The following is a 23,661-nucleotide window of genomic DNA, read 5'->3' as shown; positions in this document are numbered from 1 at the left end:
GTATGGCCTTTCAGCGTTCGCCGCGGCGGTAGGGTTGCATGAGCGCCTGCGGCACGCGGGCGCGACGCGCCATCACCGCCAGCGCGATGATCGCGAGCACATAGGGTATCATGAGGAATATCTGATAGGGGATCTCGCCGCTGAAACCAGCCTGAAGCCGGAGCTGGAACGCGTCGAAGAACGCGAAAAGCAGCGCCCCGGCAAGCGCGCGGAGCGGCCGCCACGAAGAAAAGACCACCAGCGCAATGCAGATCCATCCCCGCCCCTGCACCATGGTGGGGATGAAGCTGTCAAAGGCCGACAGCGTGAGGAACGCGCCCCCCACGCCCATGAGCGCCGAACCCGCGATCACCGCGCCATAGCGGACGGCCATCGGGTTGATACCCTGCGCCTCGGCGGCATGGGGGTTTTCGCCGGTCATGCGGATCGCAAGGCCGAGCGGCGTGCGGAACAGGATCCAGCCCATCAGCAGCGCCAGCACAAAGGCGAGGTAGGTGGGCGCGGTCTGACTGAACAGCGCCTGACCGAAAAACGGCAGATCCGACAGGCCCGGGATCGCCAGCGGGGCAAAGGGCGTGATCTTGGGCGGGGTGCCCTGTATGGCGACCAGCAGGCGAAAGAGATAGTAGCTGAGGCTGGAGGCAAAAAGCGTGACCCCCAGCCCCGCGACATGCTGCGAAAGGCCGAGCGTCACCGTCAATACGGCAAGCAGCAGGCCGAAGAGCGCCCCCGCCCCCGCAGCCGCGATCAACCCCGTCCAGAGATCATGGCCCTGAAAGACCGTCAGCCAGCCGATCATGGCGCCGAAGGTCATGATCCCCTCGATCCCCAGATTGAGCACGCCCGCCCGCTCGCAGAGCAGCGCCCCCAGCGTGCCGAGGATCAGCGGTGTCGCGATCCGCAGCACCGCCGCCCAGAGACCGGCAGAGGCGAGGATGTCGAACAGATCGGTCATCGACGGATCCTGTATTGCGTGAAGAAGAGAGCGACGAGCATCGACAGCAGGGCAAGCGACACCGTGACATCGGCGATATAGCTTGGAACGGCGAGCGCCCGGCTCATGGCATCGGCGCCCACGAACATCGTGGCGGTGAAGAGCGCGGCCAGCACCACTCCAAGCGGACTGAGATTCGCCAGCATCGCCACCACGATGCCCGAATAGCCATAGCCCGGGGAGAGCTCCGTGGTCACATAGCCCATGACGCCCATCACCTCCATCGCGCCCGCGAGGCCCGCCAGCCCCCCGGAGATCATGGCGACCCCGACCAGCGTCCGCCCGAGAGGCACGCCTGCGAATGCTGCCCCTGCGGGATTGAGGCCCGCCGCCCGCGCCCGCATTCCGAAGACGGTCCGCGCCTGCACCCACTGGATCAGCACCGCCAGCCCGAGAGCCACGATCAACCCGATATGCAGCCGCGAGCGTGCGACGAGAGCCGGCAGGGTTGCATTGTCATCGACCGGGATCGACTGGGGCCAGCCGAAAGCCATGGGATCTTTCAGCACCGTGTCGATCAGCATGGAGACCAGGAGGATGGCGACGAAGTTCAACAGAAGCGTCGTCACCACTTCATCCACCCCGAAGCGGAGCCGGAGCCACAGGGGAATGAGCAGAAGCACCGCCCCCGCCATGGCGCCGGTCAGGAACAGCAGCGGGATTTGAACGACTGCGGGCAATCCGGCAAAAGCGGTGCCGCTGGCCGCCGCGACCGCGATGGCGCCCATGTAGAATTGCCCCTCCGCCCCGATGTTCCACAGCCGCGCACGGAAGGCGACGGCGGCTGCAAGCCCCGTCAGGATCAGCGGGATCGCGCGTGTCAGCGTCTCGGTGATCGCAAGACGGGAGCCGAAGGCGCCGCTTGCGATCCGGCCGAAGGCATCCAGCACCGGCGCGCCGGCCATGGCGATGAGCCCGCCGCTGAGCAGCAGGGCCACCGCGACGGCGATCAGCGGGGCGAGCAGGATGAGCAGGGCGGGGCGTTCTGCTCGGCGTTCAAACCGCATCCGCCGCCTCCCACGCGCCCGCCATCATCAGGCCGAGCCGCCGCGTATCGGCGGACTCCGTCGGAATGGCAGGCGACAGCCGCCCGCCCACGATGGCATGGATGCGATCCGACAGCGCCATGACTTCCTCCAGATCCTCTGAGATGAGCAGCACCGCGGTGCCTTGCCGCCGGGCGCCGAGCAGACGCGCATGCACGGCGGCAACGGCCCCCTCGTCCAGCCCGCGCGCCGGCTGCGCGGCGATGAGGATGCGGGGCGGTTCAATCAGGTTGCGGCCAAGGATGAGCTTTTGCATGTTCCCCCCGGAGAGCAGCCTGACGCGGCTCGTCGGCGTGCCACCCCGTACGTCGAACCGGGTGATGATCTCCTGCGTGCGCCCGATGGCGGCCTGCTGATTGACGAGGCCGAAGCGCGCATAATGGGCCAGACGCTCCAGCACGACGTTCTCCCACAAGGTCATCTCCCCCACGGTGCCCTCATGGTTCCGGTCCTCGGGGATCCGGCCGATACCCGCCGCGATGGCCCCCGGAACCGTGAGCCGATCCAACCGCTCACCATCGAGCAGGAGGTCGCCCCCCGTCCAGCGCGCCATGCCGCCCAGCACCCGTGCAAGCGGTGTCTGGCCGTTCCCGGAGACGCCGATGATGCCCAGAACCTCACCCGCATGGAGACGGAAGCTCACGGATTTCAGCCGCTCCACGCCGCCGTCGCGCAGTGTCAGCCCCGCCGCCTCCAGAACGACGGGGCCGGGGGTCGCGGGCGCGCGGCGCGGGCGTTCGACGGCCCGCCCCACCATCAGCTCCGCCAGTTCGCCCTTGCTCGTCTCCGCCGCGCGTCGCTCCGCCACGAGCCTGCCGCCCCGCAGCACGGCCACGCGATCGGCGGTGGCCATCACCTCCTCCAGCTTGTGGGAGATGAAGATGAGCGACAGTCCCTGCCGCGCCATCTCCTTGAGCGTGGAGAACAGCCGGGCGGATTCCTGCGTGGTCAGCACCGCAGTCGGCTCGTCCAGCACGAGGATCTGCGCATCGTTGTAGAGCGCCTTCAGGATTTCCACCCGCTGCTGCTCGCCGACCGACAGATCGCCCAGCCGCGCGTCCGGCGCGACGCTGAGACCGAACCGGTCGGAGATGGCCATGAGTTTCGCCCGCGCGGCCCCCGTCGCGGAGCGCGGGCGCCAGAGGCCCTCCGTCCCCGTCATGACATTCTCCAGCACCGTAAGATTGGGCGCGAGCGAAAAGTGCTGATGCACCATGCCGATCCCCGCCCGTATCGCCGCGCGCGGCCGTCCCGGCGGCAGGTCCGCCCCCATGACCCGGATATGGCCGGTATCCGGGGTGTAATGGCCGAAGAGAATGCTCATCAGCGTGGTCTTGCCCGCGCCGTTCTCTCCCAGCAGGGCGAGGATCTCTCCCCTGTCCAGGGTCAGGGTTATCGCGTCGTTGGCCAGCGTGTCGCCAAAGCGCTTGGAGACATCGACGATTTCGAGAACGGCATCGCTCATGCGGCGTTCCCCAGGGGGTTGGACCAGCGGCCCTCCGCCTCAAGGAGCGCCGCGAGCGCCAGCAGCACCGGCTCCGCCCCTATGGGCGCGATCATCTGGAGGGGAAGCGGCAGGCCGTCCGCATCCGCGCCAAAGGGCAGTGTGATCGCCGGACAGCCCGAGACATTGGCGAGTGTAGCGAGCGGGGCAAAGCCCGATAGCGCGGCAAAGTGCCGGTCTGTGTCGGTCTCCGTCACCGGAAGCCAGCCGACGGGCCGCGGCGGCCCCGTCAGCATCGGTGTGAGCAGCACGTCCACACCGTCGAACAGACCGGAGAGAGCATGGCCGACTTGCGGGAATTCGGCCAGAACCTGCCAGAAGGCCGTGGCGGCGGTTGCCTGCCCCTCGGCGATCACCCGCTGCGTCAGCGGCTCTGCCCGCGCCGGATCCAACCCTGCCGCCGTGACAAAGGCTGCGAGGTTCACCGTGACGAGGGCGCGGAAGATCCGGTCGCTCGCCGCCGCCTGCGCGCGGATATCGGCCCAGCCGAGGGGGGTGAGCCGGTGCCCATGGGCCGCCAGCGTCTCTGCCGCAAGTTCCACCGCCGCGCGACGCAACGGGTCCGTCGCCGGTTCGGTTTCGATCAGCAGGCCAATTCGCAGAGGACGGGGAACAACAGCAAAACAGCGCGGAGCCCGTGCTGCGCCGCTCAATACGGGGAAAAGCCGGGCCGCATCGCGGACGGAGCGGCAGATGGCGAACTCGCTGGCAATCCCGCCCAGGTGGTTGCCAAAATCCGGCCCTTCGACCACCGATCCCCGGCCCGGTTTCAAGCCCACCAGTCCGCAACAGGCCGCCGGCACACGGATGGATCCGCCCGCATCCGTGGCATGGGCGATGGTAACGATCCCCGCTGCCACCGCTGCAGCCGCACCGCCCGAGGATCCTCCGGGGCTGAGCCTTGGCGCCAGCGGGTTGCGCGCGATGGGGCCGATGGCGGGCTCGCTGGCCAGCGACAAGCCGAATTCCGGGCTGGTCGTCAGGCCGAACGGCAGGAGGCCCGCCCGGCGAAATTCGGCGGCAAGGCAGGACTCCCCGGCCGCCATCGGCTCGATCATGCCGGACCCCAGCCGGAGGGGCAGGCCCGCGAACGGCCCGCCCAGATCTTTCGCGAGCGTCGGAACACCGGCAAAGGCCGCCTCGCGCCGCGGTGAGTCCGGGGCCAGCGCGTCGAACTCCGCGGCGGCGGCGCGCCCGGCGGTGGCGTCCAGCCACGCCACGGCACCGAGAGCGGAAAGACGGTCGGCGGCGGACAGCGCTTCCTCCATCGCGGCGCCCGCAGAAATATCCCCGCGCAGGATCGCCTGGGCAAGTGCGATGGCGTCGGACGACACGATCAACCCTTGGTCGGGTCCGCGAAATTCTGCGGAACGGCGAAGGCCCCGCTGCGGATCTCAGCATGCACCGCCTCCATCGCGGCCTCCGCCTCTGCCGGTGCCACGCCTTTGACATAGGCGATATCGCTGCCGCCTTCCTTCATCAGCCCGTAGGCCGTGTAGTCGCGGCCCGCAGGCTTACCCGCCTGAACATCCGCGATGGCCGCGTTGAGGATCGGGCGGAAGCCCCAGAGAGCATTGGCAAAGACGGTGTCGGGATACATCGGCGTGTAGTCGATGAGCGAGCCGACCGCCTTGATGCCACGCTCCTTCGCGGCATCGGCGGTGCCGATCCGTTCGCCGAACAGGATGTCCGCGCCCGCGTCGATCAGGGCCAGACCGGCCTCCCGTGCCTTGGGCGGATCGAAGAACGTGCCGATGAAGGTCGTGGTATGGCGGGCCTCCGGGTTCACGGCCTTCACCCCCTCTGCAAAGGCATTGATGAGGAGATTGATCTCCGGGATCGGGATGGCTCCCACGGAACCGAGCCGGTTTGTTTTTGTCATCTTGCCCGCCAGCATCCCGGCCAGATAGGCGCCGTCGTAATTCCAGGTGCCGAACACGCCGAAATTGTCGCCGGAGGGCTTGCCGCTCGACCCCATGACGAAAGCGGTGCCGGGATAATCCCCCGCCACGTCGCGGGCCTGTTTCTCCACCGGGAAGGTCTCCCCGACGATGAGTTTGGCGCCCTGCTCCGCATATTCGCGCATAGCCCGCGGATAGTCGGTCGCGGATACGCCTTCCGAGAACACGTACTCGATCGTCCCCTCCGCAGCCGCATCCCGGAGCGCCTTGTGAAGGACGGAGTTCCAGGCATTCTCCACCGGCGAGCCGTGGATACCGGCCACCTTGATCGGCGTCGCCGCACGAAGAAGCGCGGGCGCGAAAAGCGTGGCCGTGCCGATGACGAGCCCGCTTTGCAGCAGCCTCCGCCGCGTCGGTGTGGAGAAGGAGGTCATGACATGCATCCCTGTGGTGTTCTGGCTGTTTTCCGAGAGCTAGGAAGAGGTATCGCCCGCTGTCAACGCAGACCGCTCCCTGCCCGCCTGCATGGGAAGGGTCGTATCGCTGATTGCTTAATAATGCGCCAAATGAGCGATCGCTGGCTCGTTCATGCCCGAAGTCTCCGTCGTCGGTGGATAGTGCTGGAGCGCGACGAGATTTGCATAATGCATAACGCTCGGGCAGTTAGCTGTTGCATTGTGCAAAGATCATGGCCGCTCCACTTCCCTCACGGTTGTGCGACTGCGGCATCTTGCCGCCTCTTCAGGTCAAAAATACAGCGGACCTGCCGTGTTTGGCGGCGACCTACGCATTTTGACGAAGGCAACAACAATGACAGACATGCCGACCGGCATGACGCGTCGCAATCTGCTGACGCTGATCGGGACCGTGGCGGGTAGCGCCGCAATGTATAGCGCGATGAGTTCGATGGGCTTTGCACAGGCGTCCAATTACGACGGCCGCCTGAAGCTTGAAGGCGATCCGAAGGGCGCTTCCGTGCTGATCCTCGGCGCCGGATTGGCGGGCATGAGCGCGGCCTATGAGCTGCGCGCCGCGGGTTACAAGGTGCAGGTGCTCGAATACCGCGAGAAGGCGGGTGGACGCTGCTGGACGCTGCGCTCGGGCGATACCTATACCGAACTCGGCGGCTTCACGCAGAAGGTGGATTTCGCGGAGGGGAACTACATCAACCCCGGCCCGTGGCGCATTCCGCACGACCATTATGCGGTGCTCGATTACTGCAAACGCTTCGGCGTGAAGCTGGAGCCGTTCATTCAGGTCAACCACAACGCCTATCTGCACAATACCAAGGCGTTCGACGGCAAGCCCCAGCGCTTCAAGGAGATCGCGGCGGACTACCGGGGCCATGTTGCGGAACTGCTGGCCAAGGCGGCCAATGCCGACAAGCTCGACGATCTTGCCACGACGGAGGATCTCAAGATTCTCGTGGCCTCGCTGAAGCGCTACGGCGGGCTGAACGACGATCTGGGCTATGTCGCGGGAGAAGACAGCTCCGAACTCCGCGGCTGGAAGAAGGCACCGGGCGGTGGCGTGGATGGCAAGCCGGAACCGTCGGAGCCGATCAGCCTTTCCGAGATCCTGAAATCCAACCTCTGGCGCTCGCTGGTCACCGGCGAGTCGATCGACCATCAGGCGGCGATCTTCCAGCCGGTCGGCGGGATGGACATGATCGCGCAGGCCTTCCAGAGGGAGGTTGGCGACCTCATCACCTTCAACGCCAAGGTCATCCGCATCGCGCAGGACGAGAAGGGGGTGAGCGCGACCTACGTTCCCTCGCACGGCGCGGGCAAGGAAACGACAGTCACGGCGGATTACTGCATCTGCACGATCCCGTTCTCCGTTCTCGGCCAGATCGACCACAACTTCTCCTCTGAGATGACGTCGATCATCGACAGCACGTCCTATTATGCGGCGTTCAAATGCGGGCTGGAATTCAAGCGGCGCTTCTGGGAGGAGGACGAGCATATCTACGGCGGGATCAGCTACACCGATCTGCCCATCTCGCAGATATCCTACCCTTCCACGGGCTATTTCTCCTCCGGTCCCGGCGTGCTTCTGGGCGGGTATTGCTGGGGAGCCTCGGCCTATCAGTTCGCGGCCCTGCCCCCGGAAAAGCGGATCGAGAAGGCGCTGGAGATGGGCGCGCAGCTCCATCCCCAGTATCATGAGGAGTTCAAGACCGGCGTCGCCGTCGCCTGGCACCGGGTGCCGTGGGTGCTGGGCTGCTATGCCAACTGGAAGGACAAGGAGAACGACTATCCCAAAGCCGTTCAGATGGACGGCCGGACGCTGATGGCGGGCGAGCATCTCTCCTACCTGCCCGCCTGGATGGAAGGGGCCATCCTGTCGTCGCTGGACGCCGTGAAGCGTCTGCATTCGCATGTGACCAAGGCCTGAGCGCGAGGATGACCCAGATGAAGACGTTTCTGACGGCGGCGTTCGCACTGCTGGCCGCACCGGCGCTGGCCGATGACCCGGAGCTGTTCAAAAGCCCGACGGTTCTGACCCAGAAAAGCGGCGAGGCGATCTACAACGCGATCTGCGCGGGGTGCCACATGCCGCAAGGAGAGGGTGCTGTCGGCGCGGGCCACTACCCCGCGCTCGCCACCAACCCGATGCTGGAAGGCGCGGACTACCCGGTTTACATCGTGCTCCACGGCCAGAAGGCCATGCCCGCCATCGGAAGCCTGCTCGATGATGCCCAGGTCGCGGAAGTGGTGAACTACATCCGCACCCATTTCGGCAACGACTATCAGGAGCCGGCGACGCCGGAGATGGTCAAGGCCGCCCGCTGACCCGGCTGGCCCCGCCGGGAGGCGGGGCTGCCCCTCCCGCCTGTCCGGCGGGCAATGAGAGAAGGAAGTGAACAGATGAAGAAACTCGCCCTTGCCGCCGCGCTCCTCGCGCTCCCGGTTGCCGCTCAGGCCGAAGACGTGGTGCGCCACCTCACGCCCGGCTCCACTTTCCCGATCGCCCGCGCGGTCGAAGTGCCGGCTGGCAAGACCACGGTCTATGTGTCCGGGATGGTGCCGAAGGTCACCAATGAAGCCGCGCCGAAGGGTTCGGTCGAGTCCTATGGCGACATGAAGACCCAGACCGTCAGCGTGCTGGAATCGATCGAGGCGACACTGAAGGATATCGACCTGACAATGGGCGATGTGGTGAAGATGCAGGTCTATCTTGTGGCACCCGAGGGCGGCGCGGCCGACTTCAAGGGCTTCATGGAAGGCTATACGCAGTTCTTCGGCACCGAAGCGCAACCGAGGCTGCCCGCCCGTTCCGCGATGATCGTCGATGCGCTGGTCAACCCTGCATGGCTCGTCGAGATCGAAGTCACCGCCGTCCGCCCCTGAGGACGTGATGTGCCGCGCCTCACGGTGCAAACTAACAGGTTGCTGAAAAACCGGCATCTACCCGGGCTTGCATTGAAAGCCGGAAAATCGGTCCGGTCACGAGCCAAGATTGCGGGTTCTCGGAGCGCTCGCAATGTGGGGAAGAAAGCCGCCTCAGGGCAACCCAGATACTGCTTTCAGCAGCCTGCAAAGGAGGGCGCCGGGAACGGCGTTCTCCCGCCCACTGCAGAGCGACCTTTCGATGCGCGGGTGGCGACCCATCCGATGGACGCATCGCCAGCCCATTCATCCCCCCGGGCAGGTTGGAGCGCCCGCTAGCCAGGTCAAACCAGTCCACATCCGATGCGGGTGGTCTGACTGCCGGTCAGCCTTGCGCTGCAAGCCAGGCGTCGATACCGGCCTGCGCTACGGCCTGATCCTGCGCGGGCGAGCCGGAAGATATGCCGATCCCGCCGACAACCTCCCCGTTCCACACCACAGGCAAACCACCCCCGACGACCATCAGCCGGCCCCCGATGGCGGAGTTGATACCATAGGCGGGTGATCCGGGCTGGCTCGCGCTCCCATAGTCATGGGTCGCTTTCTTTGCCGCGGAAGCCGTGAATGCCTTGTCGATCGCAATGGTTGTCGAGGTCACCTTCCCGCCTTCCATGCGCTCGAAAGCGATGAGCTGTCCGCTTTCATCCGTCACGGCGATGCACATCGGTACGCCGATTTCCCCTGCATGTGCGGCGGCACCCGCGATCAGCTTTCGCGCGTCTTCGATGTCCAGTCTCGTGAGTGTCTTCATTAATCTTCCTCAGTCTTCCTTGGGCGATAATCGCGCATAGGGCTTTGCCATGAAGGGCCTATGACTGCCACAGTCGTGGCCGGCTTTCTTTTTGCTCGCCGCATCCCTGACAGGTGCGGCAAGCCATCTCATCCCCGGCGGAGCAATCAGTTGCTCCATCAGCATCGCGGGACGATCCGCAGGCCGCTGATCGCCACGCGCCGTCCCATACCTCAGTTCACGAGCAAGGGATCGTTGATCCCCAGAACGTAGAACCCGATGCAGAGCAGGATCCCGGCAAAGCACAGGTAATAGATCGTCGGCAGAATGGTGATCCTGAGCGTTGCGCCTTCCCGCCCGAGCAGGCCCACCGTCGCCGAGGCCGCCACCACATTGTGGATCGCGATCATATTGCCCGCAGCCGCGCCCACGGATTGGCCCGCCACCATCAGGGCCGATGAAAGCCCGAGCCCTTCGGCGACCGAGAACTGGAACTGGCTCAGCATCAGGTTGCTGACGGTGTTCGATCCCGCAAGGAAGGCCCCGAGCGCACCGACTGCGGGGGCAAAGAACGGATAGACGGAGCCCACCTGCATCGAAACCCAATCGGCGACAAGGATCGGCATGCTCTGCAGATCGTTGGCATTGACGCCCGAGTTGATCATGACCCGCACCATCGGAACGGTGAAGATGAGCACGAAGCCTGCGCCGGCGATCGTGGTGGTACTCTCCCGCATTGCCGCGGCGAAGCCCGAAAAGGACATGCGGTGCAGGAAGAAAGTAATCACGCAGATCATGACGAGAATGCCGCCGGGCGAGAAAAGCAGCGAGAAATCCCCGTTGATCCCCTGTTCCCCCATGATGCCGTTGAACATGACATTGGCGGATTTCAGCAGGTCGCCGAACGGGGCGAATGTCCGGCTCAGGACAAGCACCAGCGCGAGGATCACATAGGGGGCCCAGGCCAGCGCCAGAGAAATCTTTTGCCGGGAAAGATTGTCGAGCTTGATGTCCACCTTGCCGAACCATTCCTTTGCCCAGGCCGACGTCTCCGGGAAATCCCAGGTGTCGCGCGGCACGAGGATGCGCCGCTTTGCCGCCAGCGTCATGAGCGCAAGCCCCACGAGGCCACCGATGATCGAAGGGAACTCTGCCCCGAGGAACACGGCTGCCAGCACATAGGGAACCGTCATCGCGAACGCTGCCATGATGGCGAACGGCGCGATGGAGAGCCCCTCCGTCCAGGATTTGTTCTTGCCGAAGAACCGCGTCATGATGACGACGAGAAACAGCGGCATGAACGTGCCGCAAATGGCATGGAGGATCGCCACTTCAGAGGTGATGAGGTGGAAGAAGTGCTGCCAGGTCGATCCGGTCGCAACGAGTTCGCCGGTGATGGCGGTCTGGTCCAGCCCGCTCTGCACACCGACGATGAGCGGTGTCCCCACCGCCCCGAAGGAAACGGGCGTGGACTGGATGATCAGACCGAAGACGACCGCCGCCATCGCCGGAAATCCGACAGCCACCATGAGCGGCGCCGCCACGGCAGCCGGCGTTCCGAACCCGGATGCACCCTCAATGAAAGACCCGAAGAGCCACGCGATGAGGATGACCTGAATTCTCCGGTCGGGACTGATGGACGTGAAGCCCGACCGTATTGTCGAAACCGCGCCCGAATGTTTAAGCGTGTTGAGCAGCAGCAGGGCACCGAAGATGATCCACAGCAGGCCGACGCTCTGTAAAAGACCCTGAATCGTGGAGGCGATCACGCGGCTTGGGCTGACCCCCCATGCGGTGAGAGCGACCACGACCGCGATGACATAGGTCAGTGGCATGACGTATTTCGCGGGCGCCCGAAAGCCCACCAGCAGGACGCCTGCCGTAAGAATTGGCAAAAACGCCAATAGCGCCAAGAAACCAGAACTCATCCCGCAACTTCCCCCCTGAATACCGCATAGACCGGCACCGCGCGCTTGGCGTGCGGGCTGCGGCAAATTTATCGTTGTGTCCCATCGCCCCTCCCAGACCGATGATAATTTTTGGTAAAATATTTTTACCCAGCGAGTCAAACGGTATGCCGGTTTCTCCCCTCTCGGAAACCGATTGCCTGCCCCACAGGCGTCAAGATATTGGTGTGCATGATTATCAGCGGAGGTCGCGTTGATGAGCGAGACCAAGTCTATCGGACCGGATCGGGCATCCGACTGCATACGCAAACACATTGAAAACCTGATCCTGGAAGGCTCGCTGAGGCCGGGCGAGCCGCTGCTGCCCGAGCGGGAGATGGCCGCCAGGCTTCACACATCCCGACCCACACTTCGGGATGCCCTCAAGGCGCTTGAGGCGGGTGGTCTGCTCATCAAGGAGGGGCGAACGGTCAAGGTCGCTCAGCTCGGCACGAAAAGCATCACCGATCCCCTGCTCAAGATGCTGTCCGATCACGGCGAGGTGGCCGACGACTATCTGGAGTTCCGCGATGTCGTGGAAAGTTCTGCAGCGGCAATGGCGGCAGAGCGCGCCAACGCACCCGAGATCAAGCGCATCAAGGATTGCGCGGCGCGTATCGAGGCCGAGCATGATACCGGAAGCCCGGCGGACGAAGTCGATGCCGACGCGGAGCTTCATATCGCGATCTACGAGGCGAGCCATAATCTGGTATTGCTCCAGGTCATGCGTGCTCTCGCGCAAAACCTGAGAACGGACATCCTCAACAATCGGCAGCGCTTGTTCACCGTTCCCGATGTCCGCGACGTGCTGCGCGATCAGCACCTTGCGATCGCCCGCGCCATTATCGAACGACAGCCGGACGCGGCGCGATCTGCAGCACATGAGCATCTGAGCTATCTTCGCCGCACGATCCGGGAAGTCCATGAGGCACAGGTCAAGTTCGAACTCTCCCTGCGGCGCCGCGACAGCGGGGGGCTGAGCGCGCTCAAGGGCAAGGTGCGCACTTGAAGCTCGCAGGGATGATAGGAACGGCGTCCAGAAGGATGCCCAAGCTGGCAGCGATAATTCCGCAGCGTCGCCGGATAAGCGGCCCCTTGTAAATTGAGTTGAGGGGAAGACTATGAACGAGGCATATAATGCAGTGTTTTGTAGCTATGCAATTTTTGCAATGCAGCATTGGCCGCTCCGACATGACGAATCGACTTGCAAAATGCATGCTGCAGTGCAATATAAATCTCACAGGCGCCACGATGCGCCCACGGGTTTCCCAAGGCTCACTCCTCCTCCCCGAGCCTCGGAAAATGGCGGCGACCCCCTCCTCCTCCCTGGGGTCGCCGCTCCCCTCCCCACCATTCGAATTACGATGAAGACTAATGTTGCGGCGCTCCGCGTTTGGAAGGTCGGATTGCTTGAAACAGGCGTCGCCGCTCAGCTTCTTGGGGTGCGCTGGTGCCGCAGACCGCGGGGCACGCGAACGCGCGTAAATCGATGTTCCACTCACGCCCGCAAATGCTCGCATTCCACGGAAGCGAGGGCCGTTGTTGGATAACCCGGAACTGGAACTTCCGGCTTCATCAGAGATGATGGCTGGTTCGGCTGCCGGGATTTGCCATCTCGATCGGGACTTTGTAGCCGATCGCGCCGTGAGGTCGTTCCTCGTTGTAGTATGTGAGCCAAGCCTCCATTTTTCCGCCGGCATCCGCAGGCGTTAGGGACCAAATCGGGGTTCAGGCATCCCCCCGAACGATCCGTTAGAAAGTATGGAGGGGTCAGAAAACAGTCCCGTTGAACCGTTTTCCCCGACGCAAGACGAACGCAGTGTCGGCGGGTTTGCCCGGACGGGAGCAATCCAGCGTAACGTTGTTGCTACAGGCTCAAAAGGTTTTAGGTCGCGGAAGACGAACTCGGAGTTCCGATCGGCGCGGATCGTCTTCGGGTAGCCAAACTGGGCACAGGCCTCTTCGAGGGTTTCGACCAAATTCTCGGCCCGGTGCCCGCGCCGTAGACTTCATCGGCGAGACGCTGATTCAGGGGCTCGAGATCAGCGGCAAGGCTGGCTCCGTCAAACTTCAGCACGCTGTCGGGCCCATTCGCACCCTCCCAGGTCGCAAGGTCCTTTTCCTTTCCGCTGATCGAGGCGCCGTAGTAGTCGACCTCCTCCATCTCGGCGAAAAGCGATTGCATGATCTGTTGTTTGTCTTCGGGCAGCCGGCCCCACGAGGCTTCGGAGATCACCTGCTTGTCGAGGGCGAGGCCGAAGTCCGGTTCCACCACATAGGTGGCGACTTCATAGAACTTGCCCGCGACGCCGGGGCTGAGAGCGGTGAGAACGCCGTCCACGATCCCTGTTGGAGAGCGAGATAGATTTCGTTGAACGGGATCGGTGTCGGGATGGCGCCGAAATGCCTCAGTCCCTCGATGCAGCCCTCGATGTTGGCGGAGCGGATCTCCAGCCCCTTCAGTTCGCTGAGCGAGGTGATCGGCTTGCGCAGCATCAGATTGTAGCCACCAAGACGCCCGACGCCCAGCAGCCGCGCGCCGTAACGTTCGCCCAGCATGGCGGAGGCCTTCTGGCCGATCTCGGATTCGATCACTGCCTTGGCCTGCACGCCGTCCCGAAAGAAGCCGGGGGCATAGAAAATGTTGAATTCGCGCGTGCCGGTATAGGCGCCGTTGTAGACATCGAGCGAGCCGAGCGAGATTGAGTCGAGCAGCTTCTGCTCGCCGCCGAGGGAGCCTGCGAAGATCTCCATCGACAATTCGCCGTTCGTCTTGGCGGCCATCGCCTGCGAGAGCTTCTTGTTGAAGATGTTGGACAGGCTCGTCTCGGTCCCGGCGTTGCCGTAGCGCAACTCCACCGCGGCTGCGCGCGCAAAACCAGCAGGCAGCGCGAGCGAGACCGCGCCGGCATTCCTGCCCTGCTCCTCCAGGCGAGTTGTCCCCCATGATCGCGCCCGCTGGCAGCTCCGCGATCTACCTCGCCACGCAGCCGGTCGATTTGCGCAAGGGGAGGGACGGGCTGGCGTCATCGTGCAATCGGAGTTCGTCTTCATCTTCCGGGCCAAACGGCTGACGATCCTTGTGTGGGATGGAACCGGCCTCGTCCTGATTCACAAGCGGATCAAGGGCGCTGGCTTCGTATGGCCGCGGGCTTCCGATGGGATCATCTCGGTCAACCGTTCACAATTCGAGGGGTTGGACCGGAGAAAAATCCCGGGACGGCAGCATGCTATTGCTGCGTGAAGCGCAGCCCCATAGCTTATCGGCTGCTGAAAAAGGCCTTTTGGCCTGTGTGGAGCGGAAGTCGTTCGCCATCCGAGAAATCCAACCGGAAATCTACATACTTCCGGGCGTTTCCGGACCGATTTTCCGATTTCCGGCACCTAGGCATGACACTTCAGAATTTTTTCAGCAGCCTGCTATGGGATCATTGGACAGCGATGCCCTCCTTCACGAAGGGATCGCCGTTCAGGATCGGCTGTGCTTCATTGAGGGTTTCGGCGCGCAATGGGATCAGCCCGCCCGCTGCGGGATCGCGCCGACCGGCGGAGACGATGATGCCATCGATCGCCGCCTGTTTCAGCGAGACGCTATGAGCGTCTAGAGCTTCGGGAGAGATGTCTTCTGGTATGTGCTCGGGCAGGCGTCCGGTTGCTTCAGATTGCGGTCCGACCACCGTCGCAGGCGATGATCTGGCCAGTGATGAAGGCCGAATGGTCACTCGCCAAGAACAGGGCGAGGGCCGCGATATCCTCGGGTGTGCCGATCCGGCCGAGCGGCGTCTGTTCCAGCCGGGCGACAAGCCCGCTGTTGACCAGTGCCGGGGCGAGCATGGGCGTGTCGATCGCGCCGGGCGCGATGGCGTTCACCCGGATGCCGCTTTCCCCAAGCGATGCCGCCAGCGCCCGGGTCAGCGCAACGAGCGCACCCTTGCTGGCGGTATAGGCGTCGATGTTCCGCTGCCCGACGATCCCCGCGATGGAGGTGTTGAAGATCACGACGCCCCGCTTCGCCTCCACCATCGCCGCGCCGAGGTACTTGGTCATCAGGAAGGCGCCGGTCAGATTGATCCGCAGGATGCTGTTCCAGTCCTCAAGCGGCGTGTCGAAGATCGACGCCATGCGGAAGCGCGCATTCTCTGAATAGCCGATGCCGGCATTGTTGAAGAGGATATCGGGCGTGCCGTGGTCTGCAAGGATCCGGTCGCAGGCGGCGCGAACCTCCGCCTCCACTCCCAGGTCGCAGGCGACGAAGGCCGCGGCATCGCCCAGTTCTTCCACCGCCTGCGCGCCCTTGTCTGCATTCCAATCGAGGATCACCACCCGTGCGCCGTGCTCCAGATAAAGCCGCGCCGTGGCAAGTCCCTGCCCGCTGGCGCCCCCCGTGATGACGGCCAGCCTGTCGTTCAGCATCATGTCACTTTCCCCCCGCCATCTCCGGCACCCCGGCCACCGTCCGCGCGGTGAGCCACGGCAGTACCAGTCGCAGCACTTCCTCCGGATAGTCGACGACCATGCTGTGCCCCCCCTTGCCCATCACGCGCAGGTCCGCGCCGGGAATGAGCCGCGCGATCTGATCCGATTGCGCGATCGGGGTCAGGATGTCTTCCGCCCCGCACAAGACCATCGTGGGCGTGTTGACGGAGCCAAGACCGGAGGTGGAGTCATAGACACGAAGTCCCGCCGCCTGCGCCTCATACCCCTCGTGGCCGGTGGGCCATGGATTGGACAGCACATGCTGCACATAGGCCGCGGTGCGTGCGTGATCGGACAGGATCAGCGGGGACAGCGCCCAAGGCAGCGACAGCGCCACCTTGGCCTCCGGCGGCGCCGCGCTTCGGCGCAGCGCGATCAGCGCATCGAGCCAATAGTGCTGCACGGGCGTATAGTTCGGGAAGGCATTGAGCAGGACGCAGCAATGCAAAAGCTCCCCGTGCCTGATAAGCAGGGACTGCGCCACCGAGCCGCCGAGGGACCAGCCCACGACGGCTGTGGGACCAAGACCCAGATGGCGGATCAGCCCCGCCGCATCATCGGCCATCGCGTCGATCGTATAGGGGCCGGGGGGCACGTCGCTCCGCCCCGTGCCGCGATTGTCGAACACGATGGTCCGGAAGCGTTCGCGAAAGCGCGCGATGACACCCGACCAGACCAACGCATTCTGCCCAAGCCCCGAGATCAGCAGAAGGGGCGGCCCTTCGCCGCCGATCTCGTAGTGCAGGTCCACCCCGTTCACGCGAGCGCGGCCCTCTGTCGTCTGTGCCATGGTGCCGCCCTCAGCGCAGGAAGTCTGTAACGGCGGAGACGAAGGCGTCCTCCGCCTCGATCATCGGCAGGTGACCGGCATTGGGAATGACCCGGACCTGCGCGCCCGGCAGGGCGCGGGCGAAGGCGTCGGCATAGGCCACCGGCACGAAACCGTCCTTCGCCCCGTGCAAAATCAGCGCCTTTGCCCGGACATGCCGGAGGCGCCGCGCCAGCCCCCTGTCCGGTATGGGCCACATGAACCGTGAGGCAGACCCGAGGTTCTGGCTGCGATAGTAGACATAGTCGGCACCCGGGCCGTCGTAGCTGTTGGTCTCAGTGCCTTCCCACCTGTCCGCGTTCGCCCATTTGGCGGCACGAAATTCGGCAGGCGGGATCGCGAACGGATCGGGCTGCGGATGATCGTCAAGCCAGAGCCCGTAGGCATTCACCAGCACAAGCCGCCGCACGAGATCGGGACAGATCGCCGCGATCTCGGCCGCGAACATGCCGCCCAGCGAATGGCCGATCAGGTCGACCGGCCCGCGTTCGGCCACCAGCGGCGTGAGCCAGCTGCGGTAATGCAATACCAGGTCGAGGATGTCGACCAGCTCCGCACCGCCGCCCGACTGGCCGAAGCCGGGATGCTCTGGCGCAAAGACCTGCCGGTCTTCGGCCAGCCGTGCCAGGAAGCGGGCCGATCCGGGGTGCTGCTCGAACCCGTGGAGGTAGACGAGCGGCGCGCCCTCCCCCCCGATCCAGGCGCGCACGGGCGTCGCGCCCGCAGTCTGCATGACGGCCTCCATCACGCCACCTCCGCCATGCGTTTGACCTTGGCCAACCCCATCGGGGTCCACCGGTCGTCATACTCGGACCACAGACCGCGCAGTTGCGGCAGCACGCGGCTGGCAACAAGCGAAGTGTTCATCGCCGCGGTTTCCTCCGAAAGGTTGCCCATGTGCAGGCAGCCGATCAGTTGACCGACGCGCAGTTCCTTCACCATCTCTTCCACCCGCTGACGCACGCGCTCCGGCGATCCGGCGATGATGAAGCCGTGCCTGTCGTAATCCCAGAAATCCATCTCTCCGCGGGCGGCACGGGCTTTCTCCTCGGCCGGAAGCTTCTGGTTGCTCTGGGCCGTGTATTTAGCCATGGCTTGCACCGATTTCTGCGTGCGGTAGCCCGGCCCGGTCTCGAACCCCGGATGGACACTGCGGTTGCGGTAGAAGTATTTCACCGCCTCCGAATATTTCGCCTCCGCCTCGGCATCGGTTTCGGCGCAGCAGATGAGCTGGGTGAAGGCCAACTGGAACGGATTTGTGTCGTAGCCGTTCTTCGCCGCATGCTCCCACCACGCATCCACCAGCGGCTTCGCGGAATGCAGACCCGAGAACGACAGCTGCCCATAGCAATAGTCGTTCTGGAGCGCGAGGTCCCAAGTCTCCACGCTGCCGGATCCGGGCACCCAGATGGCGGGCCGATCCTGAACCGGGCGGGGCCAGAGGTTGACGTAGCGGAGTTTCGTATACTTGCCGTTGAAGACGAAGGGTTCGGGTTCGCGCCATGCCCGCTCAATCAGTTCGCGGGCCTCGTGGAACCGCTCGCGCAGCTCGGTGGGCGGAATGCCATAGCAGTAGATCGTATCCATCGGCGTGCCGAAGACAAAGCCGGAGATCACCCGCCCGTTCGACAGACAGTCGATCCACGCCACCTCCTCCGCCACGCGCACCGGCGGATTATAGAGCGCGAGCGAGTCCCCGATGATCAGGATGGCCGCACGTTCGGTCGTGTTCGCCAGCGTGGCGGCAAGAAGGTTTGGCGAGGGTGTAAGCGCAAAGGGCGTCTGATGGTGTTCATTGACGGCCAGACCGTCGAACCCTTCCCGATCCGCCTGCTGCATCAGGCGGATGAACATCCGCGTCATCTCGCCCACTTCCTCGGGCGCGCAGTGGCGGATAGGCGTCGTAACCCAACTCGACTCGCCACTGGCCCGGAAATCTGCCGGCAGGTGCGGATAGCTGGCTTCGGCAAACCAATGAAGATTCACGGCATGTCCTCCCTCGATTTCTGGTGAGTGGGCGGCGCCTCCTCTGCGCCGATCCACCCGACATTTCCACATTGTGGATACAGTATATTTATTTTTCCTTCATAGCATGATCATGTCAACGCTTAACCACCACTATGTGGATGTAGAACGCATGCTTTTGCGTTATTTAAAGATCTTGCGGCACAAACTCCACAATGTGGAAATTTGTGCCGCCACTACTTTCATCCGAGCAGGTTCGGCAGAAAGAGGATGACGAGCGGGAACGCCACGACGAAAGCGAGGATCAACAGGTCGACCGCGATGAACCACATCACCCCGCGGAACACCGTGCCCAGGGAGATATTGCGGTCCACCACGCTTTTGATGACGAAGACGTTCATCCCGATGGGCGGCGTCAGCATCCCTATCTCCAGGATCTTGGTCAGAAAAACCCCGAACCAGATCGCCTCGTATCCCGTCTCGGCGATGATCGGCAGCACAATCGGCAGGGTCAGCATCATGCAGCCGATGGGCTCCAGGAACATCCCGAGGATAAGGTAGATCAGCGTGATCCCGAAGATGATCACAAGCGGCTCGGCACCGAAGCCGAGAATTGCCTCGGTCAATGCTTCCCCTGACCCGGAAAGCGCAAGAAACCGGGTGAGCAGGCTTGCTCCGATGGCGATGATCATCAGCGCGGATGTGGTGACGATGGTTTCCATCGCAGCCTTGCGGAGAGCGTCGAAGCTCAGCCGGCCGAAAACCAGCGCCACGACGCAGGACAGGAACGCGCCTACCGCGCCCGCTTCGGTCGGGGTGAACAAACCGCTGAACAACCCCCCGAACACCCCCAGAATGATGATCAGGACCGGTGCTGTCTGAGCCAGAGCCGCCAGCTTTTCCGAAAAGGAATAGCGCTCCTCCACTGCTGGGGCGAGGTTCGGATTGATCATAACGCGGGCAATGATGAGCGTGGAATAGGCGAACAGCGTCAACACGCCGACCGCCAGCCCGCCCATAAACAGCTTACCGACGGGGGCCTGAGCGATCACCGAATAGAGGATCATGATAAGCGATGGCGGGATCAGCGCGCCGATCGTTCCCCCAGCGGCCACTGCCCCAGTGGCAAGGGAGGGATGATAATTGTAACGCGTCATCTCCGGTACGGCGATTTTGCCCATCGCGGCGGAACAGGCGACGGACGACCCCGTGACCGCCGCAAAGCCGCCGCAGCCGAAGACAGAGGCCACCGCCAGCCCACCGGGAAGCGCAGAAAGCCAGACCCGTGCCGCGGTAAACAAGCCCTCCGTCAGCCGCGCGTGATAACAGATGAACCCCATGAAAAGAAACGCGGGAACGGAGCTGAGCACCCAGTTCGACGCGAAGTGAAACGGAATGATGCCCACCGCGCCCCATGCCACCCGCCAGCCCATCAGTGCCCAAATGCCGCAGAAGGAAACCGCGATGAGGGCTATGCCGATGGGCACGCGCACCAGGATCAGCGTCAGCAGCGCGGCGACGAAGTAGATGCCGATTTCGACCTCAGACATTCGGCTCGTCCTTTGTCATGTTTTCAAGCCCGGCGGGCGGAGGCTCATCCACGTCGAAGAAGGGTCGGCCAGTTAGCAGACAGATCAGCTTGTAGAACGCGACCAGCGCCGCGACGCCGAAGCCGAAAGGCAACACGAAATAGCTGGGCCACGTGATGACGGGGTCCCGACCCGCAATGACCACCACGGAATTGCGCCGCATCTGCGATAAGGCCTCAAGCCAGGTCCGCCAGCACAGCATCGCCATCACCACCACGCCAAGGATCGTGGCGAGGATCAGCAGCACATGGACGATGCGCGCAGGCATCATCTCCGTCAGCACCTCGACGGAAATATGCGCATCCTTTCGCTCCACCAGACCGAGCGGGAGGAAGGCGATGCCGATCATGTAGAAAAGCGAGATGATCTCGGTTGTGCCGGCGATCGGCGCATTGAACACCGTACGAAGCGTTGCATCCGCCGTGACATGCACGACAAGCAACAATACCAGCGCCGAGGCCACATAGCCGAGCGCCTCCGTCAGGCCGCGCACGACCCGTGTCAGACGTCGCATTTTATTTCCTCACTCCAGAGACTGTCGACCGGCACCAAGCCGCAAGGTGCCAGGCACGATCCTGCCCCCGCACGCCGGGAGCAGGAGGCTGTCAGAGGCTGTAGGCCGCTGGATCGATGTCCTTGAAGATGCGTGTCCAGAAGAGGTCACGCAGCGCATCGCGTGACTCGATGGGTTCCACCAGTTTGAGCCACTCCTCATAAGCGGCAAGAAATCCCTCTGCGATCTCGTCCGCTTCCTGCACGCCGTAGTGGATCCGATAGGATGCGATGGTTGAAGGCAGGTCGGCCTCCGCAAAGGCGCGCATCTTGTCGAGCACGGCGGCATCGACGTTGATCAGCCCGATCTTGTGGTCGTCCGCCACCTTCTGGTTGTTTAGCGCGTCGGCATAGTAGCCCCAGGTGATGTCGGACGAAAGCTGGCTCGCCCCCCAGACCAGCGCCGCACGCTGATCTTTGTCGAGCGCCTGCCAGCTGTCCCGGTTGATGTTCCCTACCGCAACGTTGGATGAAAGCCCGCCCGGCAGGTCGATGGTCACACTCTTTACAACGTCGGCCAGACTCATGTTCGTGAGTTCCGGAAGCGACAACTGGCTGCAATCCACTACGCCCTGGCTGAGCGCCTCATAGGATTCATTGGCCGGGAAGGATACGGGCGTCGCGCCGAGATCGGCAAACATCCGGCTGACCACCGCGTGGCTCACGCGGATCTTCATGCCGCGCAGATCCTCCAGCTTTTGGATCGGCTTGGTGCAGAGCGCCATGTTGATCGAGCTCGTGGCCCCGCCCATGTAGACCTGCCCCTGCCTGGCGAAATCGGCCAGGCATTCGGGGCACTTCATGGTGTATTCGATCACCGCCCCGGCATAGGCGAGGCTTTCCTTGCCCGTCGGCTTCCGAAGGTTCACCACAAGCTGCACATCCTGCATCAGCATGTAACGCGGATAGTCGCCGGGCGACAGCGCGGTCACCACATAGGCGATGTCCGCTAGGCCGTCGCGCAGACCCGGCCCCGCTTCCGCAAGACTGAGGAGCGACAACGGGAAGTTGCGGACCGAAACGGTCCCGCCCGAGCGCTCCTTCACGCTGGCCGCGTATTCTTCCGCCGCTAGCCCAACCGTAGATGCCGCTGGATAGCCGAAGGCATATTTGAGCGTCTCCGCGCCCGCCATGGAGCCTGTCGTCAGTCCGACAATGGCGAGTGCCAATCCGATATGTTTCGTGAACCGGTGGATCACATCTTCCTCCCCTGCTGCCCCTGTTTGTCGATGACGGAGTCCCGTCACCATCACTGGCTGAACGGCCTCTCCGAATGGTATTCACGGGCTCCTCCTCCCGTGAAATCCCTCGACCCGATGCATCCCGCAATGCAGAATATTTCCACATAGTGGATATATCCATTTGAATCCTTCTTCGTGAGGCTCTGTCAAGACTCGGCGTGAGCGTCATTGGACAAGGCAGGATAATCGCGCCAAGTTAGCGCATAAGACGGCCAGATTGGCCGCTTACCGTCGGGAAACGCATCGTCTTTCGGCATCGGGTCGAATCAGTCTGCGCCAGCGGGCGACCCGTTACCGGAAAGGTCTCGCAACGGCGATTGTCGCAAACGGCATCACGGAACAGCCGTATCGTGGAGCTTCAAGTGATCGTCAGCGAAGATCGAACGCCGCTCCGATACGTTCCGCCGTCATCCGCAGGATCCGCAGCGACGGCGCCAGGTTTGCATCGTTCAACCGCGCGTGGGTGCCGACTATGGAGAGTGATAGCGACGGAAGAACCTGATCGCTCCTGACCACCACGCCGATCCCGCGAACTCCGGGGATCGGCTTGTCGGAAATGTCCGCGAAGCCTTGTTCACGCGCCCGCGCCACGCGGGTGCGGATTTCGTCGCGCGTCACAGGGGAGTGCACATAGCCGGGCGCCGTGAGGATTTCCTCGATTTCCGCATCGCTCATGGCGGCAAGCAGCAAGACACCGCCCGTCCCCACACCCAGCAGCAATCTCTCCCCGACCTGAGCGACCTTAGCCTCCAGCGGATCTGCGCCGTCGGCGCGATCCAGACAGACTGTCTCCATCCCCGCCCGCATGGACACCATGATGGTGAAGCCGGTATCTGCCGACAGGGCCCTGATATGAGGGCGGCACAGCTCGACCACATCCGCATGAAACCTTGACGCCAGCCCCAGTTCGAAGGCCAGCGGTCCCAGCCGATAAAGTTTGGCCTCGGCATCCTGCACGACAAAGCGTTCATGCATCAGGGCCACGAGGATCCGGCGCACGGTTGGTTCCGTCAGTCCCGTTGAAACTGCCAGATCTCTCAGCCGCCGCCCGCCCGGCGTCCCGCGAGGGATGGCACGCAGGACATCAGCTGCGCGCGCGATGAGTTGCGCCCCCTGCGGCGCCTCAAGATGTCTCATCGTCGATCACCCTCTACATCGTGGAAAGAACACCGTCATAAGTCCTATTGCGTCTGCGCATATACGACCAGAGGCATCAAGCCAGCATAGGCGGTGTCAAAGACCGATGCGATGCATTGAAGGGGGAGCGACGCGCACCGGGGAGCCCCTCAAATACCCGGCGGATCTACGATGGCGCAGCCTTACCGGCTTCTCCTCCGAAGAAAATTCTCAGTGCCGGGGCAGAATGTGGCTGAACATCGCGCTGCTCCCATTTTCGAACGGTATTCAGATCAAGCAAATGGGGCACGATACCTTCTCGCCCCGGTCACGTCCGTCAAGGTGGTGTAATTTCCCGGATGGCCTGAGGTCATGATCAG

General features: G+C 63.5%; 24 protein-coding genes and 1 pseudogene. 5 read left to right on the top strand and 20 right to left on the bottom strand.

The window, feature by feature from the left end; genetic code table 11:
* Positions 1–10 precede the first annotated feature (10 nt).
* Genes RT513_RS06010 through RT513_RS05990 form a run of 5 tightly spaced genes read right to left on the bottom strand, consistent with a single transcriptional unit; the run spans position 11 to position 5,879 of the window.
* Complete coding sequence (locus tag RT513_RS06010) at positions 11–955, bottom strand: ABC transporter permease (protein WP_290690506.1); 945 nt, start codon at positions 953–955, stop codon at positions 11–13.
* Complete coding sequence (locus RT513_RS06005; RefSeq protein ID WP_290690509.1) at positions 952–2,001, bottom strand: ABC transporter permease; 1,050 nt, start codon at positions 1,999–2,001, stop codon at positions 952–954. Before RT513_RS06005 ends, RT513_RS06010 begins: the two co-directional genes overlap by 4 nt.
* On the bottom strand, positions 1,991–3,505 hold the full coding sequence (locus RT513_RS06000; RefSeq protein WP_290690511.1) for an ABC transporter ATP-binding protein: 1,515 nt from the start codon (positions 3,503–3,505) through the stop codon (positions 1,991–1,993). Before RT513_RS06000 ends, RT513_RS06005 begins: the two co-directional genes overlap by 11 nt.
* On the bottom strand, positions 3,502–4,878 hold the full coding sequence (locus RT513_RS05995; RefSeq protein WP_290690513.1) for an amidase: 1,377 nt from the start codon (positions 4,876–4,878) through the stop codon (positions 3,502–3,504). The genes RT513_RS06000 and RT513_RS05995 overlap by 4 nt, the downstream gene beginning before the upstream one ends.
* 2 nt (positions 4,879–4,880) lie before the next feature.
* Positions 4,881–5,879, bottom strand: coding sequence for a BMP family protein (locus tag RT513_RS05990; protein ID WP_290690516.1), 999 nt, complete (start codon positions 5,877–5,879; stop codon positions 4,881–4,883).
* Positions 5,880–6,276: 397 nt separating this feature from the next.
* Here RT513_RS05990 and RT513_RS05985 point away from each other — a divergent pair, with 397 nt between their 5' ends.
* From RT513_RS05985 to RT513_RS05975, 3 genes are all read left to right on the top strand, one after another.
* Entirely contained in the window at positions 6,277–7,842 is a 1,566-nt protein-coding gene (locus RT513_RS05985; protein WP_313533743.1) for a flavin monoamine oxidase family protein, read from the top strand.
* A 17-nt stretch (positions 7,843–7,859) separates the two neighbouring features.
* Positions 7,860–8,240, top strand: a complete 381-nt coding sequence (locus RT513_RS05980) for a c-type cytochrome (protein ID WP_256947303.1) — start codon at positions 7,860–7,862, stop codon at positions 8,238–8,240.
* Positions 8,241–8,315: 75 nt separating this feature from the next.
* Positions 8,316–8,798, top strand: coding sequence for a RidA family protein (locus tag RT513_RS05975; protein WP_290690522.1), 483 nt, complete (start codon positions 8,316–8,318; stop codon positions 8,796–8,798).
* A gap of 364 nt (positions 8,799–9,162) precedes the next feature.
* On the opposite strand, the gene RT513_RS05970 is transcribed toward RT513_RS05975, so the two are convergent.
* Together RT513_RS05970 and RT513_RS05965 are read right to left on the bottom strand one after the other, a co-directional pair.
* Positions 9,163–9,588, bottom strand: coding sequence for a GlcG/HbpS family heme-binding protein (locus RT513_RS05970; RefSeq protein WP_290690524.1), 426 nt, complete (start codon positions 9,586–9,588; stop codon positions 9,163–9,165).
* Between the two features lie 212 nt (positions 9,589–9,800).
* Positions 9,801–11,495 carry an L-lactate permease gene (locus tag RT513_RS05965; RefSeq protein WP_088215397.1) on the bottom strand — a complete coding sequence of 565 codons (1,695 nt, stop codon included), beginning with the start codon at positions 11,493–11,495 and terminating at the stop codon, positions 9,801–9,803.
* A 235-nt stretch (positions 11,496–11,730) separates the two neighbouring features.
* On the opposite strand from RT513_RS05965, the gene RT513_RS05960 reads away from it, so the two are divergent.
* Entirely contained in the window at positions 11,731–12,522 is a 792-nt protein-coding gene (locus RT513_RS05960; RefSeq protein WP_290690529.1) for an FCD domain-containing protein, read from the top strand.
* A 566-nt stretch (positions 12,523–13,088) separates the two neighbouring features.
* Here RT513_RS05960 and RT513_RS20815 read toward each other — a convergent pair.
* The 3 genes from RT513_RS20815 to dctP (RT513_RS05950) form a co-directional block, all read right to left on the bottom strand.
* Positions 13,089–13,235 carry an integrase core domain-containing protein gene (locus tag RT513_RS20815; protein WP_409518401.1) on the bottom strand — a complete coding sequence of 49 codons (147 nt, stop codon included), beginning with the start codon at positions 13,233–13,235 and terminating at the stop codon, positions 13,089–13,091.
* 163 nt (positions 13,236–13,398) lie between these two features.
* Complete coding sequence (locus tag RT513_RS05955) at positions 13,399–13,785, bottom strand: hypothetical protein (RefSeq protein WP_313533740.1); 387 nt, start codon at positions 13,783–13,785, stop codon at positions 13,399–13,401.
* The gene (dctP, locus tag RT513_RS05950; protein ID WP_290690533.1) at positions 13,746–14,372 is read right to left on the bottom strand and encodes a TRAP transporter substrate-binding protein DctP; all 627 of its coding nucleotides are present in this window, start codon (positions 14,370–14,372) and stop codon (positions 13,746–13,748) included. Before dctP (RT513_RS05950) ends, RT513_RS05955 begins: the two co-directional genes overlap by 40 nt.
* A 172-nt stretch (positions 14,373–14,544) precedes the next feature.
* Here dctP (RT513_RS05950) and tnpB point away from each other — a divergent pair, with 172 nt between their 5' ends.
* Positions 14,545–14,757: an IS66 family insertion sequence element accessory protein TnpB gene (gene tnpB, locus RT513_RS20810; protein WP_409518400.1), complete on the top strand. Its 213-nt coding sequence runs from the start codon at positions 14,545–14,547 to the stop codon at positions 14,755–14,757.
* 184 nt (positions 14,758–14,941) lie between these two features.
* Here tnpB and RT513_RS05945 read toward each other — a convergent pair whose 3' ends face one another.
* The 10 genes and pseudogenes from RT513_RS05945 to RT513_RS20805 all read right to left on the bottom strand — a co-directional run.
* Positions 14,942–15,190: a YciI family protein gene (locus tag RT513_RS05945; RefSeq protein WP_313533739.1), complete on the bottom strand. Its 249-nt coding sequence runs from the start codon at positions 15,188–15,190 to the stop codon at positions 14,942–14,944.
* Positions 15,171–15,929, bottom strand: coding sequence for an SDR family NAD(P)-dependent oxidoreductase (locus RT513_RS05940; protein ID WP_290690537.1), 759 nt, complete (start codon positions 15,927–15,929; stop codon positions 15,171–15,173). Before RT513_RS05940 ends, RT513_RS05945 begins: the two co-directional genes overlap by 20 nt.
* 1 nt (position 15,930) lies before the next feature.
* Positions 15,931–16,779 carry an alpha/beta fold hydrolase gene (locus tag RT513_RS05935; protein ID WP_290690540.1) on the bottom strand — a complete coding sequence of 283 codons (849 nt, stop codon included), beginning with the start codon at positions 16,777–16,779 and terminating at the stop codon, positions 15,931–15,933.
* A gap of 10 nt (positions 16,780–16,789) precedes the next feature.
* Positions 16,790–17,563 carry an alpha/beta fold hydrolase gene (locus RT513_RS05930; RefSeq protein WP_290690563.1) on the bottom strand — a complete coding sequence of 258 codons (774 nt, stop codon included), beginning with the start codon at positions 17,561–17,563 and terminating at the stop codon, positions 16,790–16,792.
* Entirely contained in the window at positions 17,563–18,804 is a 1,242-nt protein-coding gene (locus RT513_RS05925; protein WP_290690542.1) for an LLM class flavin-dependent oxidoreductase, read from the bottom strand. The genes RT513_RS05930 and RT513_RS05925 overlap by 1 nt, the downstream gene beginning before the upstream one ends.
* A 221-nt stretch (positions 18,805–19,025) precedes the next feature.
* A complete protein-coding gene (locus RT513_RS05920; protein WP_290690545.1) occupies positions 19,026–20,333 on the bottom strand; it encodes a TRAP transporter large permease in 1,308 nt (435 codons plus the stop codon).
* The gene (locus RT513_RS05915) at positions 20,326–20,886 is read right to left on the bottom strand and encodes a TRAP transporter small permease (RefSeq protein ID WP_290690548.1); all 561 of its coding nucleotides are present in this window, start codon (positions 20,884–20,886) and stop codon (positions 20,326–20,328) included. The genes RT513_RS05920 and RT513_RS05915 overlap by 8 nt, the downstream gene beginning before the upstream one ends.
* A 91-nt stretch (positions 20,887–20,977) precedes the next feature.
* Positions 20,978–22,123: a TRAP transporter substrate-binding protein DctP gene (dctP, locus tag RT513_RS05910; RefSeq protein WP_290690549.1), complete on the bottom strand. Its 1,146-nt coding sequence runs from the start codon at positions 22,121–22,123 to the stop codon at positions 20,978–20,980.
* A gap of 411 nt (positions 22,124–22,534) precedes the next feature.
* Complete coding sequence (locus RT513_RS05905; protein ID WP_290690551.1) at positions 22,535–23,122, bottom strand: IclR family transcriptional regulator; 588 nt, start codon at positions 23,120–23,122, stop codon at positions 22,535–22,537.
* A 3-nt stretch (positions 23,123–23,125) separates the two neighbouring features.
* Positions 23,126–23,302: pseudogene (locus tag RT513_RS20805) on the bottom strand (helix-turn-helix domain-containing protein); the annotation flags it as partial.
* Positions 23,303–23,661 lie beyond the last annotated feature (359 nt).

The organism is Haematobacter sp. (assembly GCF_032102465.1).
Taxonomy (GTDB): domain Bacteria; phylum Pseudomonadota; class Alphaproteobacteria; order Rhodobacterales; family Rhodobacteraceae; genus Haematobacter.
This window is presented reverse-complemented; position numbering and strand designations above follow the sequence as displayed.

Bases quoted from the DNA above. Each gene is read 5' to 3' on its own strand.
- RT513_RS06010 (WP_290690506.1), bottom strand. From the start codon at position 955: ATGACCGATCTGTTCGACATCCTCGCCTCTGCCGGTCTCTGGGCGGCG.
- RT513_RS06005 (WP_290690509.1), bottom strand. From the start codon at position 2,001: ATGCGGTTTGAACGCCGAGCAGAACGCCCCGCCCTGCTCATCCTGCTC.
- RT513_RS06000 (WP_290690511.1), bottom strand. From the start codon at position 3,505: ATGAGCGATGCCGTTCTCGAAATCGTCGATGTCTCCAAGCGCTTTGGC.
- RT513_RS05990 (WP_290690516.1), bottom strand. From the start codon at position 5,879: ATGACCTCCTTCTCCACACCGACGCGGCGGAGGCTGCTGCAAAGCGGG.
- RT513_RS05985 (WP_313533743.1), top strand. From the start codon at position 6,277: ATGACGCGTCGCAATCTGCTGACGCTGATCGGGACCGTGGCGGGTAGC.
- RT513_RS05980 (WP_256947303.1), top strand. From the start codon at position 7,860: ATGAAGACGTTTCTGACGGCGGCGTTCGCACTGCTGGCCGCACCGGCG.
- RT513_RS05975 (WP_290690522.1), top strand. From the start codon at position 8,316: ATGAAGAAACTCGCCCTTGCCGCCGCGCTCCTCGCGCTCCCGGTTGCC.
- RT513_RS05970 (WP_290690524.1), bottom strand. From the start codon at position 9,588: ATGAAGACACTCACGAGACTGGACATCGAAGACGCGCGAAAGCTGATC.
- RT513_RS05965 (WP_088215397.1), bottom strand. From the start codon at position 11,495: ATGAGTTCTGGTTTCTTGGCGCTATTGGCGTTTTTGCCAATTCTTACG.
- RT513_RS05960 (WP_290690529.1), top strand. From the start codon at position 11,731: ATGAGCGAGACCAAGTCTATCGGACCGGATCGGGCATCCGACTGCATA.
- RT513_RS05940 (WP_290690537.1), bottom strand. From the start codon at position 15,929: ATGATGCTGAACGACAGGCTGGCCGTCATCACGGGGGGCGCCAGCGGG.
- RT513_RS05935 (WP_290690540.1), bottom strand. From the start codon at position 16,779: ATGGCACAGACGACAGAGGGCCGCGCTCGCGTGAACGGGGTGGACCTG.
- RT513_RS05930 (WP_290690563.1), bottom strand. From the start codon at position 17,563: ATGGAGGCCGTCATGCAGACTGCGGGCGCGACGCCCGTGCGCGCCTGG.
- RT513_RS05920 (WP_290690545.1), bottom strand. From the start codon at position 20,333: ATGTCTGAGGTCGAAATCGGCATCTACTTCGTCGCCGCGCTGCTGACG.
- RT513_RS05915 (WP_290690548.1), bottom strand. From the start codon at position 20,886: ATGCGACGTCTGACACGGGTCGTGCGCGGCCTGACGGAGGCGCTCGGC.